Below are 16,494 nucleotides of genomic sequence, written 5' to 3' on the forward strand. Positions count from 1 at the left end.
CCGAAGCCGAGACCTTCTGGACAGCGTTCCTGCGCAAGCTCGCCCGCCGCGGCCTGCGTGGCGTCAAGCTGGTCGTCTCCGACGCCCATGAGGGCATCAAGGCCACCGTCGCCAAGGTGCTCAACGCCAGCTGGCAGCGTTGCCGCGTGCACTTCATGCGCAATGCGCTGGCGCATGCCGGCAAGAGCGGACGACGCGTCGTCTCAGCCTTCATCGCCACGGCCTTTGCCCAGGACGATGCCGAGGCGGCCCGGGCGCAATGGCGCAAGGTCGCCGATCAGCTTCGCCCCAAGCTGTCCAAGCTGGCTGGCTTCCTCGACGAGGCCGAGACCGATGTGCTGGCCTATATGACCTTCCCGCCGCAGCATCCAACCAAGCTGCACTCGACCAACCCGATCGAGCGCCTCAACGGCGAGATCAAGCGGCGGACCGAGGTGGTCGGCATCTTCCCCAACGAAGATGCTATCGTGCGACTGATCGGCGCGATCCTGCTCGAGCAGAACGATGCATGGGCCGTCCAACGTGCAAGTTACATGACACTGGAAACCATCGCGCCATTGAGCGATGATCCAACCGTCAGCCTTCCGGCGATCGCCAGCTGACCTGCCCGGCGCTTGCCGGTGAATGCGGTGCCCCGCCGCCAGTTACACCACGCTCAGGGACACGATCCCTTGGTGCTGTCGCGCGAAAGCGGCTTTTCGCTGCGGCAAGCCTATCGCTATTCATCTGGGACGCAAGTTCGTCACATTAGTTGATGGCTCGAATCTTTGTAGAGGAGAACGTTTGTGGGGAATGCAGGTGTGAGAGGCCGGCCGATCGCGCCGTTAGTGCTCAGTCCGCAGGAGCGCACGTGCCTAGAGAGGCAAGTTCGTCGTCATCGTGTTGCGCGGTCGCTATCTGAGCGATGCCGGGCGATCCTGCGATGTGCGGATGGCTTGCCAAGCAAGTCGGTGGCTGCCGAACTCGGCATCCATGAACATACCGTTGGCAAGTGGCGCCGTCGATTTTTGAAGGATCGCTGTGATGGCCTGCTTGACGAAGCCCGCCCTAACCGCCCTCGCACCATCGACGACGATCGGGCTGCTGAGGTAATCGAGCGGACATTGCGTTCGACGCCGGCCGACGTGACGCACTGGTCGATCCGCTCGATGGCTGCGGAAACTGGCTTTTCTCATACCGCCTTCCGCCGAATGTGATCGGCGTTCGGCTTGCAGCGGCACCGTAGCCAGACATTCAAGTTGTCGAGCGATCCGCTGTTCGTCGACAAGGTACGCGATATCGTCAGCCTCTATCTATCCCCACCGAACCGAGCCCTTGTCCTCAGCATCGATGAGAAAAGCCAGATCCATCTCACCGCGGAAGGGCGGATCCAAGCCGTGCTCGTCTACGCTCCCGATCGGCTGAGCCGACGCTATGCGCATCAAATTCTTCTTATCGAAGAGTTGGCGCGCGGCGTCGAGGTCTTGTTCATTCGCTCGAGACAGGGAAAACGAATGTCTGCTGCAGTTTCAGGGTATGATCGCCGAAAATGAGCGAGCGAAAATTCCTGGAGCGGTCGCGGCGAGGGAATCGCTATTGCGCCTTTCAAGGCCAATTGAGCGTGTTTTCCGGCGCTCTGTTTGTCTATCGCTACAAGCGCAAGACCGATCACTTCGCCTATTATGAGGTCGACGAGCTACAGGCCGGTATCGTGCGCCGGGTCGACGAGCTTTACATCGAAAAAAGCACAGCATCGACGCTATTACGCGCCTAATGAGCACCAAATGCCGACAGCCAAAGAAACCGGCCGCCGGGAGCGCTCGAGGGTTTGGGTAATGTTGCGCAATCCCGCGTATAAAGGAATGGCTTGCTTTGGCCAGACGCGGATCGCACCATGCATGCATGTGACGAGGATCTTGCGATTGCGCGGCGGAGCCGCGGCTCGCAACGGCGCCAATCATGAGCTTCCTCGCACGGATTGGATCGAAATCCTTGTGCCGACCATCATCAGCGAAGAGACCTTCGCGCTGGCGAACGAGTTTTTGGAAACCAACAAAGAGCATCCCCGCGACGCACGTTCACGCTGCGCGACCTGCAAGGATTGTTGAGCTGCGCAAAATTCAGCTATGGGCTCTATCGCACCTCCACAACGTCGAACGCTCGAACCGTCCATTACTACCGCTGCTTGGGCTCGGATGGCTGGCGTCGGCTCGGCGGACCGGGCGCGACAGTCGCCCGATGCGCCAGGAATTTCCGGACGAGGTAGTATGGAATGCGACCGCGCGGTAACTTGAAGACCGAAATCTCATCGAAGACGAACTTGAGCGCCGGCTCAAGGCGGCGCGCAACGTCGATCCCACACGGCGCGGGGAGGAAACGCGTCGCCGCGATCTTGCGCACTCCCGGAAAAGCATTGAGCGTATCCTCACGGCCTATCAGGAGAGCTTTCTCTCACTTGAAGAGCTGCTCGGTCGCATGCTCGATTTGCGCAGCCGCGAACAGGCGTGCTCTGTTGAGCTGCAAGCGATCGAAAACCAATCGACGGAGCCGGAAGTTTGTCTGCGTCTCGCCGAATCCGTGACGAGCATCCTTGATCGAACTGCGCTCGTCAGTCGGCGCTCAATATAATCGAACGCCGCGTGCTGCGCCTTCTCGTGAAGAAGGCCTCCTCATTGGCGACCACGAGATCGTCACCGGCACTCAATCCGCCTCCCACCCAACCCTACGGGTGGAGAGGCGCCCGGCGTCGCCGATAGTCTGTGACCGCTCCTCCACCGCAAAGTTATCTTTTGCGTTCCGGGAGCCATCAGCCCAATACTGGCCAACCTTTCCTGTATTATGTGTTCGATCTTTGGACGGCGCGGATACATCCGACCTCCCTTGCTGTCGGTATGCTGACGACGGACTGGTGCACTGCCGGACCGAGCAAGAAGCAGAGGCCTTGAGGACGGAGCTTCAGGCGAAGCTGGAGGTGTGCGGACTTCAAATGCACCCGACGAAGACGCAGATCGTCTATTGCAACACGCGTCGATGAACGTATCCGAGGGCGAAGTGTGACTCCCTCGGATATCAGTTCAGGCCGAGCAGGCGGCAACGTCACAGAGGAAGGAGTTCTTCTGTGGATACACCCCGGCGGTCAGTCCGACGGCTTTGAAAACCATGCGAGCAACGATCCGAAGCCTGCACATTCCCTGGACACACTCACATCGCCGGTGACGTTGGCCGAGATCGCCCAGCAGATCAATCCACTCTCCTCCGGCCCCAGCCTCTCGCAGAACGGTGCATGAACCTCTCAATTCACACCGGTCCCAGTGAACGTGGTCGTTCCGGACAACCGTCGGTGTACGAACAGCTCCGCATTGTCCCGAGCCAGCTTCGCAAGAACAGCGAAGCACGGGTTTGGTGACCGGAAGCGCGTGTACTTTCGCATGATCCATATCTTCGCTTCTAATTGACTTAGTCGACCAGAAAGAACAGCGCCAAACGACTGAACCGACCGTAATAATCTATCCATCGCCGCTCTAGTTGTGGTCTCTTAGGAGGTTGTCCATCTGGTCTGAACCGAGGAAGCTGAGGTTGCGAAGCTTCAGTGTTCCACGGAGAGACCAGATGAACGTGCACAAGAATGCGCCTTTGACGCCCAAAGGTCGAGAGGCGATGGTGCGGAGCGTAGTCGAGGGCGGGTTGACCCAAGCCGCCGCGGCTGACCTGTTCAACACGTCGCCGAAGACGGTCGCCAAATGGGTCAAGCGCTTCCGCGCGGAAGGTGTGGAGGGATTGCGAGATCGCTCCTCCAGACCCCTTTCATCGCCAAGCCAAACCCCCCTCGCCACGTGCACGGCGATCGAGACCTTGCGCCGGCAGCGCCACACCGGCAAGCAGATCGCGGCCGAGGTCGAGGTGTCGCCGGCCACCGTCAGTCGCATCCTGCGCCGCCTCGGATTGAACCGGATCCGCGATCTGGAGCCGGCCGAGCCGGAACGCCGCTATGAGCGCGAGCACCCAGGTGAGATCATTCATATCGACATCAAAAAGCTCGGGCGTTTCGAGCGTGTCGGCCACCGCATCACCGGCGATCCGAGTGGTCCGAACAAGAGCCGTGGCGCTGGCTGGGATTTTGTCCACGTCTGCATTGACGACCATTCCCGCGTCGCCTTCTCCGAGATCAAGCCCGATGAGACGGCGGACAGCGCAGTTCCCTTTCTGAAGGCCGCTGTGGCCTACTACAAAAGCCTTGGCGTCACCGTCACGCGGGTCATGACCGACAATGGCAGTTGCTACCAGTCCTTTGCCTTCCGCGACGCCTGCCGGGACTTGGGCATCAAGCACATCCGCATGAAGCCCTATACGCCGAGAACAAACGGAAAGGCTGAGCGCTTCATCCAGACAGCACTCCGGGAGTGGGCTTACGCCAAGGCGTATCCAACATCAGATCGGCGCGCCCAAGAGCTGCCGATCTGGCTGCATCAATACAACTGGCACCGGCCCCACGGGGGTATAGACTCACAAACGCCGATCAGCAGGCTCGGTTTGTCCAAGGACAACCTCTTGAGGCTCCACATCTAGTCTGCGCCAGAACGAACTCCAAACCGGTTGAACCAGGGGCAAGGGTCAATCCGGATCGAACCGGTGTGGACTGCCGAGCCCTTTGACGGTGCTATCGGCGCCCGCTCACGGACGAATGGATACGCCTGTTTGCGCGAACGAATTAAGTGGCCGCTTGAGACCGAGGTTCTCTCTCAATGTTGGCCCAGAGTATTTCGATCTGAATTTGCCTCGTCGGCGCAATTCGGGAACGACGAGCTCAACAAAATCCTTAAGTCCGCCGGGAAAGGTCGCGGGACACACGTTGAAACCGTCTGCCGCACGTTGGTCGAATGTATCTACCATGAGATTGGCAACTTCGTCAGGCGTTCCAACGATCAGGAGGTGGCCCTTGCTATCCGATATAAAGCGGATCAACTGTCTCCAGGTAAGCTTCTCGCGTGCGGCCAGCTCAAGGAGCAGCTTCTGACGGCTCTGCATGAAGTTCGTTCGCGGCAAAGTTTCGGGGACTAATGAATCGAGATTCATTGAACGCAGGTCGGTGACGGACCCCAGCCAACGATCGGCTACTCCAGTTAGAACGTCAATGTGCGTGTACGAATGTAGTCTTTCGAGCTTCTCAGACGCCTCTTGCTTGGTCCTCCCAACTACCGGGACAATGCCCGGCATAACTAGCACCTGATCGTCGTCCCGGCCAAGTGCGCGTGCTTTCTCTTTGAGGGTTGCGTAGTATCGTTTGCCGTTTTCTAAAAAGGGTTCGGCTGTGAACACGACCTCGCCGAATTCTGCAGCGAACTCAATTCCGACATCGGATGCACCAGCTTGAACCAGCACGGGATGCCCCTGAGGCGGCCTTTCGATGTTCAGTGGGCCTCTGACCGAAAAGCAATCTCCCTGGTGGTTAAGTAAATGCAGCTTCGTGGTGTCAACAAAAATGCCACTTTGCTTGTCGCGAACGAAAGCGTCATCTTCCCACGAGTCCCAAAGCCCTTTGACAATTCTTACGAACTCTCTCGCTCGAGCATAGCGTGTGTAATGATCTGGAAGTTCAGCTTCCCCAAAGTTTGCGGCTTCGGACTTGTACCCCGAGGTGACAACGTTCCAAGCCGCACGTCCTCGCGATAGGTGGTCAAGTGAAGCGAACATCCGCGCAAGATGATAAGGCTGATGGTACGTAGTCGTCGCCGTCGCGACAAGGCCGATGTTCTGTGTTCTCGATGAAAGCGCAGATAGCAGCGTGATTGGCTCGAACGCATTGTTTCGGCATAGACGAGCTAGGGCTGGGTGATCGTGATCTGCGACACTAGGAGTATCGGCTCGGAATATGAAATGAAATGCCGCACGTTCCGCAAGTGCTGCCAGATGGACGAAGTACTCCACGTCAACTCCTCCACTGGCAAGTACGCTTGGATCGCGCCACGCACCTTCGTGAGATCCTGCTTGAAGGACCATAACTCCGAGTGCCATTTCATCGTTGGGCCGCATGCTACATCTCCTTTTTCTGGTTAAGTTCGCTGAGCTGCGTCAGCTCTCCATTTGCCGCCATAGAGCGGCGTCATTCAACGTCTGGAGCCGCGGGAGATCTCACCCAGTTTTTCTCCCGACAAAGCCAATCGTGTTCTGCAGACGATTGGTGTTGACTTGGGATGCTGAAGCTTAGTCAAGCTTGATTGGCCTGGCTGATCAATCAATACGTGACGCAGTCTGATATCTAGATCAATTGCAAGCGTTGATAGTTGACATGGTGCAAATTGGTGCGGCAGTAAACCCATTCATCCGTACGCTCCTCCGCCCGCTGCCGCGTTGCGAAGTGGCTTGGGAATTAAGAACCCGTCTCTATGGACTGTGATAGGTGCAGCGCCCAAGTCGGGCGGCTTCAGGTGGTGGACACAGGCCGACGGCGGCCCTCGTCTGAAGAGAAGCTCAAGATTGCTGTGCAGAGCTTTGAGGGTCCCCGTTAATTTGTCGTTGAATTTGGCGGCGAATGTGATTCCATCTGGGTATGGACTCTGCCGCCGACGGCCTGCCGTCCGATCTCTCGCCTCACATGCTATGATCCTGGCCGAGCGCGCCGCAAGGCTTGCGGCGGATGCCAAGCTTGCTGAAGCGACCAATGCCCAGGCGAAGCAATCGAGCACCGAAGCGCTGATCGCCCACCTCAAGCTCGAGATCGAGACGCTGAAGCGGACGCTCTATGGCACGCGCTCGGAACGGTCGGCGCGGGGCCACTCGATCAGCCCAGCTAGAAGCATGTTGTTTTTTGCCAGAAACGGGATTCCCATCCTGGATAATTTCTGATTCAAACGCCATGCTGGGAACGGGGGTCAACATCGACGACGCGACCCTATTCGGAAGATGTCCGCGAACGAGCATTGATGCGGGCGAGACTGTTCGCTCGATTGCAGAGGTCGCTTCAGATCAGTTTCTCCTGTGTAACGAAGTGGAAGAATCTGAGGCAGGAGACCGGGGGTCTTTCGCCCGGCAAGATCGGCGGCCACAAGAAGCCGGTTTTGTCCGGTGCCAATGCGGACTGGCTGCGCAAGCGCATTCGCTCGGGGCCATTCACCTTGCGTAAGCTACGCAGGAACTGGCCGCACGCGGGATCAAGACAGATGCGCACTGTGTGGACCTTTGTCCACGCCGAGGGGCTCAGCTTCAAAAAAACGCTTCGGCCGGCCGCGCAAGATCGCTCCGACATCGCCCGTAAGCGGACCCGTTGGAAGGCCCCCAAGGCAGGATCGATGCTTCGCGCCTGGTCTTCATCGATGAGACGTGGATCAAAACCAACATGGCGCCGCTACGCGGTCAGGGACATAGTGGGCAGCGTCTCCAAGGATCTGCGCCTCCGGGCTTGCCAAGACCATGACACCTTCGCGGCACTGCGCCACGCTCGGATCGGCGCGCCTTGGGTGGTCGATGGTCCCATCAACGGCGAACTCTTCACCTTCTATGTCGCGCAAGTGTTGGCACCTAGGCACGTCAACAAGCTTCATCACGTCACCACCATTACCCAAGTCGCAAAGGACCTCGGTGAAGACGAAGACTGGCTACGCGACATTGCCATCGAAATGGAGATCGAGGACGGCCTGATCTGGGTCTGTCGTGTCGGCCAAGATGGTGTTCAGGACGTTCACCGACCTTGACATCGAAAATCTGATCGAGCTCGTCAGGTTCTACAAAGAAAACCCCAGGCCGCTCACGCGTTGGCCACGGGATTGATCCAACCCGCCCACGCCGGATGCGTACCATCCCGTTTGTGATCGATGCCTGCGATCGGGAGATTATTGCCTGATCGGTCGCGCACGCCGGAGTCAGCGGCGAGATAGTCCTGGACGTGACGACGAGACTATCGAAAAGAGCTTCAGCGACGGCCGCATCAAGGTCGATTCGTCGGACGCGCCATCAGGTCACGAATAATCGCGAGAAAGAACAAACCATTGGCTGACAGTCGCCACGAAGGGGCGGAAAACACCTCTTTGAATATGCGCGCATCGGAGCCTTCTCGCTAGCCTCGACCCACTCGATGCCCACGGATCCGCACGCATTCCTGCAGTGCAGTATGGACTTGGACACGCGGCCAGCGTCACCCGGTTCCTGAATTTTCACGCCTTTGATCGTCTCTAGAATTCCTTCAACTAACATTTCAAGCCAATAGGCGCCTGGCAAGCACACGGTACTTGTGGACCTCGGTCGGACCATCATAGATGCGCGACATTCGCTGATTGTCGTACCAGTGCGCTAGCGGACTCTCATACGTGCAGCCCGTGGCACCGTGGATCTGTATCGCGCGGTCGATGACGCGGCCAACCATTTCGGCGCAAGTCATCTTGACCACGCTCGCTTCAGTACGGGTATCTTCACCACGATCATCTTTCTCCGCGCAGGCGTACAGCATAAGTCGGTGCTGTTGGATTTCAATCCACGAATCGACAATCATCGACTGAATCGCCTGCTTCTCGCTTAGCGGGCTTTCGAATACAATGCGCTGCTTGGCGTGTTCGACCATCATATCGTAGCAACGCTGAGCAATTCCGAGCGCCTTCGCGCCGATCTCGAACCGAGCCGTGGACAATTCCTGTTGTGCCACTTTGAATCCGGCGCCTTCAGTGCCGATTAGCGCAAGCTCGTCCACTCTGCAACTATCAAAGGTTAGCTGATACGTCATCATCCCTCCGAGCATCGGCACCGGACGAGCTATGAGACCAGGATTGCCCTTTTCTACGGCAAACATCGAAATACTCGTACTATCTTTCATCTGGGTCTGACGCGCGAAAACTAACACGCCATCGGCGTCCTCGAAAAAGCTGATCCAAAGCTTCGAGCCGTTGATGACCCAGCTATCACCATCTCGCTTCGCGTTGGTCAATACGGCGCGAGCCGGATCGGACCCGCCGCTTGGCTCGGTCATGGCAAAGCAATATCGCTTGACGCCGGACAGGAGAGGGTCGAGATAACGTGCCTTCTGTTCGCCATGCAGATGGAACATGGCGTGGTGGATCTCCCCGCCAAAGCGGATAGGCGACAGACATTTGGAATTTTCCTCGAAGACGGCGAGCCGATCGACCAGCGAAAGACGCACGCCAGTAAGTTCAGGCGGCAGCCGGAGCCCCCACAGGCCAGCCCTACGGGCCGCTTCGCGTCCGGGCTCATAGTCAACCCAAGTCAGCTTCTCGCCTCTGAGCATTCGCTGCTCGAGCGGTGCCTGGTAATCCTTGACTATCCTTCGAACCACATCGACGAGTTGCTGCGTTTCTTCCTTAAATTCGTACATTTCCTTCTCCTCTTACAATACCAGATCATCTTAGGTCAGCGAGTCGCTGCGCAAGCGCTCGCCACTGCCCGTTCAGCTACCGTCGACCACAGCTGTCACGCAAAAATGTCTCACGACTAACGTCCCGAACCTTGACTGGCTCCTGTTGGCCAAGGGGAAGGTGACTTCCGAGATCGAGCAGCTCACTCATATTGCGATCCGTTCTCTTCCAAGCTAGCCGCCGCGCCCCGAGGACAGTGCGGTCGTCTTGCAGCTTGCAGTCAACGCATTGAGGAAAATTGTACGACGGATAAAACGAAGCGGCCAGTCTCTGCGATTACGGACAGCCTCACTAAATCCAGTAGCTGGACCGACTTAATGTCGTTGCCACGTCGGCGGTCTTCCCATACTGCGACTTTCCTTCGTGATCGGCTGCGCCTACCGCTATACACAATCAGTGTTTGCTCCCACCCGCCTCGGTCCACAAGTCGATCAGCACGCTTTCTGGATGCTCAAGGGCTGGTTCGCGTGCGGGGCGAGCATCCCGTCCTTCACGTGCTCGCCGTTCCCGACGATCCCGCCGCAGCACTTTGACGCCTGCTTCCCGCACAGGTGCGAGTGTGTCGCTTTATCTATGGTGATAGTTTGCCGAACAATTCCGGGGGAGGCGCCGACGCTAGACTTGTACAACTTGAGCTTGGCGCCGAAGAAGCCATGCAGCCTGCTCGGGCTCTTGCGTGACGCAAGCCTCTCTGCCGGGCTCTTTGCTCGCGCCGACCATGTGCTAGAACGAACCTCGCGTTCAATACCGGCGCCAGCTGGCGAGCGTACGCACCGCGTAGCGCGGGCTCATTGGATTTTTCTGGCGGCCAGCGCTTGAGCTGTCCCGGACTTTCTTTGTACAGGGGACGAGTTCGATCAGGTTCTCGATTCCGAAGTCGGTGAACGCCTGGACACCGTCTTCTGCGACGACATAGACCCGTACCGTCCTCGATCTCATTTCATTGGCGACGTCCGGCAGCCAGTCCTCATCTACGCCCGATGGGATTGTTGTGGTGACGTGATGGACCTTATTGACGTGCATGGTCATGCCGCCCGGGCGGAGATCGTTGAGGCTTATGGGGTCCAATTCCAAGGCAGCAACTCTGCCAGCTGATGAGCTTGGATGGTCGGCGATGCGGGCTAGAACATTGGCCAGCCAGGCCTGCGGATCGATGCCGTTCATTTTGGCCGTTTATGCCGCCCGCCGAACTATGCCGGGTCGGGTCGTTTGACCTTCGTTTGGTCGGTCCGGCATAGTTCGTTCTGTGCCTTCAACAGCGGGGAGCAGGAAGATGGAAGTTGAAGAGTACCTGACGGCTGTACCAGCGTCTCAGAAGGGGGCCGCACTGACAGTTCGTCGAGCGCTACGCCGCTCTTCTCATCGAAGAGAGGCTCGTTCGGCACGGCACGTGGCGTTGCCTTAACGCGGTTTTCGGCTCCTGAGTTGGATCGCGAGCCGTCGCTACAAGCTGGTCGATCTCGATGAGCAGGTCGTTGAGCGGTACCTCCGACATCGAGGCGGGAGGCAGTCTAACCAACCCGGCGACCGGGCAGCGTTCGAGCGACGGTTATCGGTGGGAGGAAGGCGCGATCGCGCCGTTGGTGCTACCACCTCTCACCCAGCACGAACTGATCTTCAAGGAGTTCGATGCCTACCTGCGATCAGAGTGCGGCTTGGACGCGAGGTCCAATCGTACGCCATCTCCCGGTCATCCGCAGGTTTTTGCACGAGGTGTGCTCCGGCGGCGTCGCAGCCCTGTGCAAGATCAAACAAGAGGACGTAATCCGCTACATTGAGCGCCACGCGCAGGATTGGAGCCCGGGAACAGACAAGGCGACGTGCTGGTTGCGCCGTTCTCTGTTACCTCCACCATCGGGGGCTGAACACGCGCCCATTGGCGGGGCGTTCCATTGATGCGGCGATGCTCTGCCGACCTATCTGCCTGCCGCTCAGGTGCAGAAGGCTCTCGACGGTTGCGACCGGACGACGGTGATGGGGCGGCGCGACTACGCCATTCTGTTCTTACTGGCCAAGCTCGGCCTGCGGGCCGACGAGGTTGCGACGCTCGCGCTCGATGATATCGACTGGCGCGCCAGCGAGATACTCGTTCTTGCCAAGAGCCGACAGCGTGCACGGATGCCGATACCGCCAATCGTTGGCGCGGCCATCGTTGCATATCTGCGCAGTGGCCGCCCAAAGTCGTGTGCCGACGGTTGTTCGTCCGCACACTCGCGCGGCACATCGGGTTTGCTTCCGGATGTGCGATCACCATGATCGCTAATGCCGCTCTCGACCGCGTTTGAATCGACGGTTGCGCATACCGCGGCGCCGATATCTCCGACACAGCCTCGTTACCGAGCTTCTGCAATCTGCCGCGAACCTTGTCGGAGATCGGGCAGTTGCTGCGGCACGAAAGCCACGACACCACCCGGATTTACGCGAAGGTCGACATCTGAGAGCATTGAACCTGCCCTGATCGGGAGGCGTGCAATAACCGATCTTCGCTCCGCACTAGATCAGTACCTGAGCATGCGCAAGGGGGGGGATACAAGTAGGAGCACCAGACCCGTCGGCACCCCGACTTCGTCGCCTTCGTGGAGAAGCACAGAGGCCGGGATCATCACGACGAAGCTGGCGATGGAATGGCAACGCTGCCGCCCTATCGTCATGCATCCCGGGATCTGCGATTGAGCGACGTGCGCGGCTTCGCGCGCCATGTCGCCAACTTCGATCCAAGAACGGAGGGTTGCCTCTCGGAAAGCTGCCCGCATGGCAGCGCGCCGAGCCCTATGTCTACAGCGACGCGGAGATCGACGCGTTGCTGACTGCAGCGCTGCCTCTGCCGCCAGCGGACGGTCCGGTCCGATGGACCATACCTTGTTCGGGTTGATCGCGGTGACAGGCATGCGTATATCCGAGACGAAGGCCTGGACCGTGATGACGTCGACCTTGACGCCGGCGTGCTCAGGGTCAGGCGACCAAGTTCGGCAAGTTGCGGCTCGTGCCATTGCATCCGACGACGAGAACCACGCTGCGCGACTACGCCCACCGGCGCGATGCGCTACTCGGATCACGCTGCGGCTCGACCTTCTTCGTTGCCGAACAGGAAGGGCGGTTGCTGCACCAGCACGTTCATCGCGTCTTCTGTCGATTGTCCAGAGAGATCGGGCTGCGGCGCCCAGGTGATCGTACGGTCACCGTGCACGACTTCCGGCATCGCTTCGCCATCCGGACGCTGCTCGATTGGCATCGCGAAGGCAAGGACGTCGAGCAACAACTCCCGGTGTCTCCACTTACCTGAGCCACGCCTGCGTGCGCGATACCCACTACGCGTCTGCCCCGAGTTGATGGAAGAAGCGGCGCGGCGTCTCGATCGGCGATGGGAGGTGACGCCATGAAGCTCGCCTGCAACGTTGCCTCGGTTGATCCAGCGCGTGCTCGCCATACCGAGCAAGCGCCACGACAAGCGACAGGTACACTTCCTGACGCTCCCCGAGATCGAGGCAGTCGCGCTCGATCGAACGACGTGGCTTGGTCGCCGCGATCACACTTTGCTGCTGGTCGCGGGCCAGACGGGCTTGTGTCTCTCAGAGCTGACAGGTCTTGACCGAGATGCTGTCCACGTTGGGTCTGGCGCACACGTACGATGCGTCGGTAAAGGGCGGAAGGAGCGGCCACTCTGCTGATCACACTCGCTCGGTGTACGCTCCAGGCATGGCTCAGGGAACCGTTGCGGAAAGGAGCAACAGCGTTGTTCCCGAACGCGCACGTAGGGGGTAGTACCGGTACGTCCAGTCTCTATCGGAAAGCATGTTCGTGTCGCTCAGAAGAGTAGCCCGTCCTTGAAGGACAACAGCGGCTCGCCGCACGTGCTGAGGCACAGCGCTGCGATGGAACTGCCACAAGAACGCATCGATCCGCAGGCCTGGCTGGCCGATGTTCTAGCCCGCATCGCCAACCATGCAGCTCATTGGCTGGCAGACTTGCTGTCCTTGGAATTGGGCCCCCATAAGTCTCAACGATCTTCGCCCGGGCGGCATCACCATGCACATCAATAATGTCCATCACGTCACCACAATTAATCGTGTCGCCGAGGACCGCGGCGTAGATGAGGACTGGCTGCCAATGAAATGGAGATCGAGAACGGCACAATCTAGGGCTATGACGTCGCAGAAGACGGTGCCCATGCGTTCACCGACTTCGGAATCGAAAGCCTGATCGAACTCGTCGCCTGTACAAAGAAAGTCCGGGACGCTGAAGCGCTGGCCGCCGGAATAATCCAATCCAGCCGCGACCTGCGCCGAATGCGTATGCGACAACTGGAGTGAAGCTGCTTGCGCTAACTGTCGAGAAGAAACGTGCTTTAGGCTGCCCGGCCAGTTGCTAACCACACGCGACTAAGCGCATCATCACTTAACGCCGACGCACGTACTCAAATTTCTTTCTAGCGGTACGATATGGACGAATGTGACGCCGCCATGACACGCTTCGTCGAACGCGATCATCAATTGGTCCGTCTCGTACAAAATTTGTTCGGTCGATAGCGAGCCAAATCTGTCAGTGTATCTAAGTACGCGGCGGGACGAGCCCGCACCGTTATGTTCACTGATTGAACTCGCCAGTCGACATCGCAATTAAACCTTATGGTGAATGATCGGGGACATAGAAGAAGGCGGTTGACCCTGATGCAACCGATGGATCGCATGCTTTGCACAAAAACTGGGGGACCTTTATGAAGCTGATAAGAGGCGTTTTGATCGGTTGGGCCGCTGGCCTGACTTTTATGGGCGGTGCACTAGCGGCGGATTTGCCTGTCAAAGCCAAGGCAATCGAGTATGTGAAGGTCTGTTCGCTCTATGGTGCTGGATTCTACTATATCCCTGGTACGGACACTTGCATCAAATTGGGTGGATATCTCCGCGCAGAGACGGTGCTTCATAGCAACAGCCATGTCGACGTGCCGAACTCCGGTGTGGGAGGCGCGGAGAATCGCCTAAGCAACCGATATAACGGGCGTGCTCGTCAGGACCTTAGTATCGACACTCGCACTGCGACCGCGTACGGATTAGTCCGAACCTTTAGCGAATTCACCTTCAACTGGACCAGCGGCACCTACAGCGGCGCTGGAACGGGCGGGACCGTTTACGAGTCCATCGGCGGCGTGTCGGCGCCGAATAACGCCAGCAAAGGTGCCGTCGCTGCCGGTACACTCCAAGTCTACTACGCATTTATGCAGTTCGCTGGTTTTACGTTGGGCAAGGCGCAATCGCAGTTCTCCTCTCCATGGGCCAACTATCCCGGGAATATCATTGATGGTCTCCCGGGCGCCGGCGGCTGGGACCCGGTGAACCAGTTCACGTATACAGCTGATTTCGGCCAAGGCATTACGGCTTCGTTCTCGGCCCAGGATCAAACAGTTACTAACACCACCAACATCTGGAACGTCACCGCCGCATCAGCTGCCGGTATCGCAGCTGGGGTTTACGGGGCCAACGACATCGGCGGGACGGCTTCCCCAGACTTCGTTGGGATGGTTCGTGTTGACCAGGTTTGGGGCCTTTTCCAAGCGTCGGTTGCCGCACATGACAATCATGCGGCGTATTACGGAGCCACCGAGCTCACAGGCCATCCGGAGGATAAGTGGGGCTGGGCTGGTCAGCTGGCATTGTCGCTCAAAAACATTCCAACTGGCCAAGGTGACTCGATCAACATGTCGGCGGTGTATACCTCCGGCGCAAGTCGCTACAACTTTCAGGACTTCGGTACTAGCGTGTACGCGATGTACGGTGGTACGCGCTTGCCGGGAATTTACCAGAGTCTCGGATTTGCTGGTGTTTCTGACTCGGTGTTTGTTACTGGCTCTAGGCAGGAGTTGACGACTACGTATGGTTTCCAAGGTGCTTTCAACCACAATTGGAACCCATACTGGAGCAGTTCCATCTACGGCGCCTGGGCCGCTGCGCGCTATAACAACACAGCTAAGGGCTACATTTGCGGCGCTGTGGTTGCGGGCCTCGCGCTCTCGACCGGCGTTCCCGGCTGTAATCCCGACTTCAACTACAGTGTAGTGGGCCTTGTGACGCGCTGGACACCAGTCAAGAATCTGGCCTTCTCAAGCGAATTCGCGTATGCGATGCTAGATCAGAAATATGCAAGCGGCAGCACGGTGGCGCTACCGCAGCAGTCCAGTATAGCCAAACCGGCTACGTTGTATGAGCTGAAGGATCAAAATGCCTTCATGCTGCTCCTTCGCGTTCAGCGCGTCTTTTGAATTCGGGAGAAAGCCAAGTGAATTAGTATTGCTTGACCTTCAAGAAGGCCTCTGGCATGCCCGCCAGAGGCCTTCTTGAATTTAACTCCAAACTCGCTCGTTAAGCTTCTGACCTGTCGCATGTTGATCGGGAAGGTTAGAGTCTCTCAATCTTTTACGTCAAAAAGGTGTAGGCGGAGCACGGACGATCGGCGGAGCTGGGGTGCGTAGCCGATCGTCCGTTGCGGTGGGACATAGGATCGTGTCCCTGAGCGTGGTGTAACTGGCGGCGGGGCACCGCATTCACCGGCAAGCGCCGGGCAGGTCAGCTGGCGATCGCCGGAAGGCTGACGGTTGGATCATCGCTCAATGGCGCGATGGTTTCCAGTGTCATGTAACTTGCACGTTGGACGGCCCATGCATCGTTCTGCTCGAGCAGGATCGCGCCGATCAGTCGCACGATAGCATCTTCGTTGGGGAAGATGCCGACCACCTCGGTCCGCCGCTTGATCTCGCCGTTGAGGCGCTCGATCGGGTTGGTCGAGTGCAGCTTGGTTGGATGCTGCGGCGGGAAGGTCATATAGGCCAGCACATCGGTCTCGGCCTCGTCGAGGAAGCCAGCCAGCTTGGACAGCTTGGGGCGAAGCTGATCGGCGACCTTGCGCCATTGCGCCCGGGCCGCCTCGGCATCGTCCTGGGCAAAGGCCGTGGCGATGAAGGCTGAGACGACGCGTCGTCCGCTCTTGCCGGCATGCGCCAGCGCATTGCGCATGAAGTGCACGCGGCAACGCTGCCAGCTGGCGTTGAGCACCTTGGCGACGGTGGCCTTGATGCCCTCATGGGCGTCGGAGACGACCAGCTTGACGCCACGCAGGCCGCGGCGGGCGAGCTTGCGCAGGAACGCTGTCCAGAAGGTCTCGGCTTCGG

At 58.6% G+C, this 16,494-nt stretch carries 13 protein-coding genes and 4 pseudogenes; 11 read left to right on the forward strand and 6 right to left on the reverse strand.

Annotated features, from left to right (window positions below; all coding sequences use genetic code 11):
- From AS156_RS18225 to AS156_RS18240, 6 genes and pseudogenes are all read left to right on the forward strand, one after another.
- The coding region (locus tag AS156_RS18225) for an IS256 family transposase (protein WP_201456059.1) at positions 1-602 on the forward strand (602 nt) is incomplete at its 5' end.
- Positions 603-785: 183 nt separating this feature from the next.
- Positions 786-1,532, forward strand: a pseudogene (locus AS156_RS43330) (IS630 family transposase).
- On the forward strand, positions 1,529-1,753 hold the full coding sequence (locus AS156_RS43335; protein ID WP_201456060.1) for a hypothetical protein: 225 nt from the start codon (positions 1,529-1,531) through the stop codon (positions 1,751-1,753). Before AS156_RS43330 ends, AS156_RS43335 begins: the two are co-directional and overlap by 4 nt.
- Before the next feature lie 10 nt (positions 1,754-1,763).
- Positions 1,764-2,087, forward strand: coding sequence for a recombinase family protein (locus AS156_RS43340; RefSeq protein ID WP_201456061.1), 324 nt, complete (start codon positions 1,764-1,766; stop codon positions 2,085-2,087).
- 800 nt (positions 2,088-2,887) lie between these two features.
- Positions 2,888-3,013, forward strand: a complete 126-nt coding sequence (locus tag AS156_RS44550) for a hypothetical protein (protein ID WP_245312932.1) — start codon at positions 2,888-2,890, stop codon at positions 3,011-3,013.
- A 575-nt stretch (positions 3,014-3,588) separates the two neighbouring features.
- Positions 3,589-4,545: an IS481 family transposase gene (locus tag AS156_RS18240; protein ID WP_066507033.1), complete on the forward strand. Its 957-nt coding sequence runs from the start codon at positions 3,589-3,591 to the stop codon at positions 4,543-4,545.
- Between the two features lie 105 nt (positions 4,546-4,650).
- Here AS156_RS18240 and AS156_RS18245 read toward each other — a convergent pair whose 3' ends face one another.
- Positions 4,651-6,009, reverse strand: coding sequence for an LLM class flavin-dependent oxidoreductase (locus AS156_RS18245; RefSeq protein ID WP_066507035.1), 1,359 nt, complete (start codon positions 6,007-6,009; stop codon positions 4,651-4,653).
- 517 nt (positions 6,010-6,526) lie between these two features.
- On the opposite strand from AS156_RS18245, the pseudogene AS156_RS18250 reads away from it, so the two are divergent.
- A pseudogene (locus AS156_RS18250) lies at positions 6,527-6,747 on the forward strand (IS66 family transposase); the annotation flags it as partial.
- Positions 6,748-6,821: 74 nt separating this feature from the next.
- Complete coding sequence (locus AS156_RS45785; RefSeq protein WP_347336630.1) at positions 6,822-7,667, forward strand: hypothetical protein; 846 nt, start codon at positions 6,822-6,824, stop codon at positions 7,665-7,667.
- A gap of 500 nt (positions 7,668-8,167) precedes the next feature.
- Here the strand turns inward: AS156_RS45785 and AS156_RS18260 are convergent, their stop codons facing one another.
- The 3 genes and pseudogenes from AS156_RS18260 to AS156_RS40810 all read right to left on the reverse strand — a co-directional run.
- Complete coding sequence (locus tag AS156_RS18260) at positions 8,168-9,295, reverse strand: acyl-CoA dehydrogenase family protein (RefSeq protein ID WP_066507054.1); 1,128 nt, start codon at positions 9,293-9,295, stop codon at positions 8,168-8,170.
- A gap of 781 nt (positions 9,296-10,076) precedes the next feature.
- On the reverse strand, positions 10,077-10,409 hold the full coding sequence (locus AS156_RS18270; RefSeq protein WP_347336629.1) for a hypothetical protein: 333 nt from the start codon (positions 10,407-10,409) through the stop codon (positions 10,077-10,079).
- Positions 10,391-10,508: pseudogene (locus AS156_RS40810) on the reverse strand (transposase domain-containing protein); the annotation flags it as partial. The gene AS156_RS18270 and the pseudogene AS156_RS40810, both read right to left, overlap by 19 nt.
- 747 nt (positions 10,509-11,255) lie before the next feature.
- Between AS156_RS40810 and AS156_RS40815 the strand changes: the two are divergent.
- Positions 11,256-11,591 (forward strand): tyrosine-type recombinase/integrase, encoded by a 336-nt coding sequence (locus AS156_RS40815; protein WP_347336631.1) that lies wholly within the window; start codon positions 11,256-11,258, stop codon positions 11,589-11,591.
- A gap of 796 nt (positions 11,592-12,387) precedes the next feature.
- Here the strand turns inward: AS156_RS40815 and AS156_RS42900 are convergent.
- Positions 12,388-12,594: a hypothetical protein gene (locus AS156_RS42900; protein WP_066507065.1), complete on the reverse strand. Its 207-nt coding sequence runs from the start codon at positions 12,592-12,594 to the stop codon at positions 12,388-12,390.
- Between the two features lie 634 nt (positions 12,595-13,228).
- On the opposite strand from AS156_RS42900, the pseudogene AS156_RS42905 reads away from it, so the two are divergent.
- Both AS156_RS42905 and AS156_RS18290 read left to right on the forward strand, forming a co-directional pair.
- Positions 13,229-13,319 (forward strand): annotated as a pseudogene (locus AS156_RS42905) (transposase domain-containing protein); the annotation flags it as partial.
- Positions 13,320-14,049: 730 nt separating this feature from the next.
- A complete protein-coding gene (locus AS156_RS18290; protein ID WP_066507067.1) occupies positions 14,050-15,588 on the forward strand; it encodes a porin in 1,539 nt (512 codons plus the stop codon).
- 304 nt (positions 15,589-15,892) lie between these two features.
- On the opposite strand, the gene AS156_RS18295 is transcribed toward AS156_RS18290, so the two are convergent.
- Positions 15,893-16,494 (reverse strand): IS256 family transposase (locus AS156_RS18295; protein WP_201456059.1); only part of this gene is annotated, 602 nt, incomplete at its 5' end.

The organism is Bradyrhizobium macuxiense (genome assembly GCF_001542415.1).
Classification (GTDB): Bacteria; Pseudomonadota; Alphaproteobacteria; order Rhizobiales; family Xanthobacteraceae; genus Bradyrhizobium; species Bradyrhizobium macuxiense.

Bases quoted from the DNA above. Each gene is read 5' to 3' on its own strand.
- AS156_RS18290 (WP_066507067.1), top strand. From the start codon at position 14,050: ATGAAGCTGATAAGAGGCGTTTTGATCGGTTGGGCCGCTGGCCTGACT.
- AS156_RS18240 (WP_066507033.1), top strand. From the start codon at position 3,589: ATGAACGTGCACAAGAATGCGCCTTTGACGCCCAAAGGTCGAGAGGCG.
- AS156_RS43340 (WP_201456061.1), top strand. From the start codon at position 1,764: ATGCCGACAGCCAAAGAAACCGGCCGCCGGGAGCGCTCGAGGGTTTGG.
- AS156_RS43335 (WP_201456060.1), top strand. From the start codon at position 1,529: ATGAGCGAGCGAAAATTCCTGGAGCGGTCGCGGCGAGGGAATCGCTAT.
- AS156_RS18245 (WP_066507035.1), bottom strand. From the start codon at position 6,009: ATGCGGCCCAACGATGAAATGGCACTCGGAGTTATGGTCCTTCAAGCA.
- AS156_RS18260 (WP_066507054.1), bottom strand. From the start codon at position 9,295: ATGTACGAATTTAAGGAAGAAACGCAGCAACTCGTCGATGTGGTTCGA.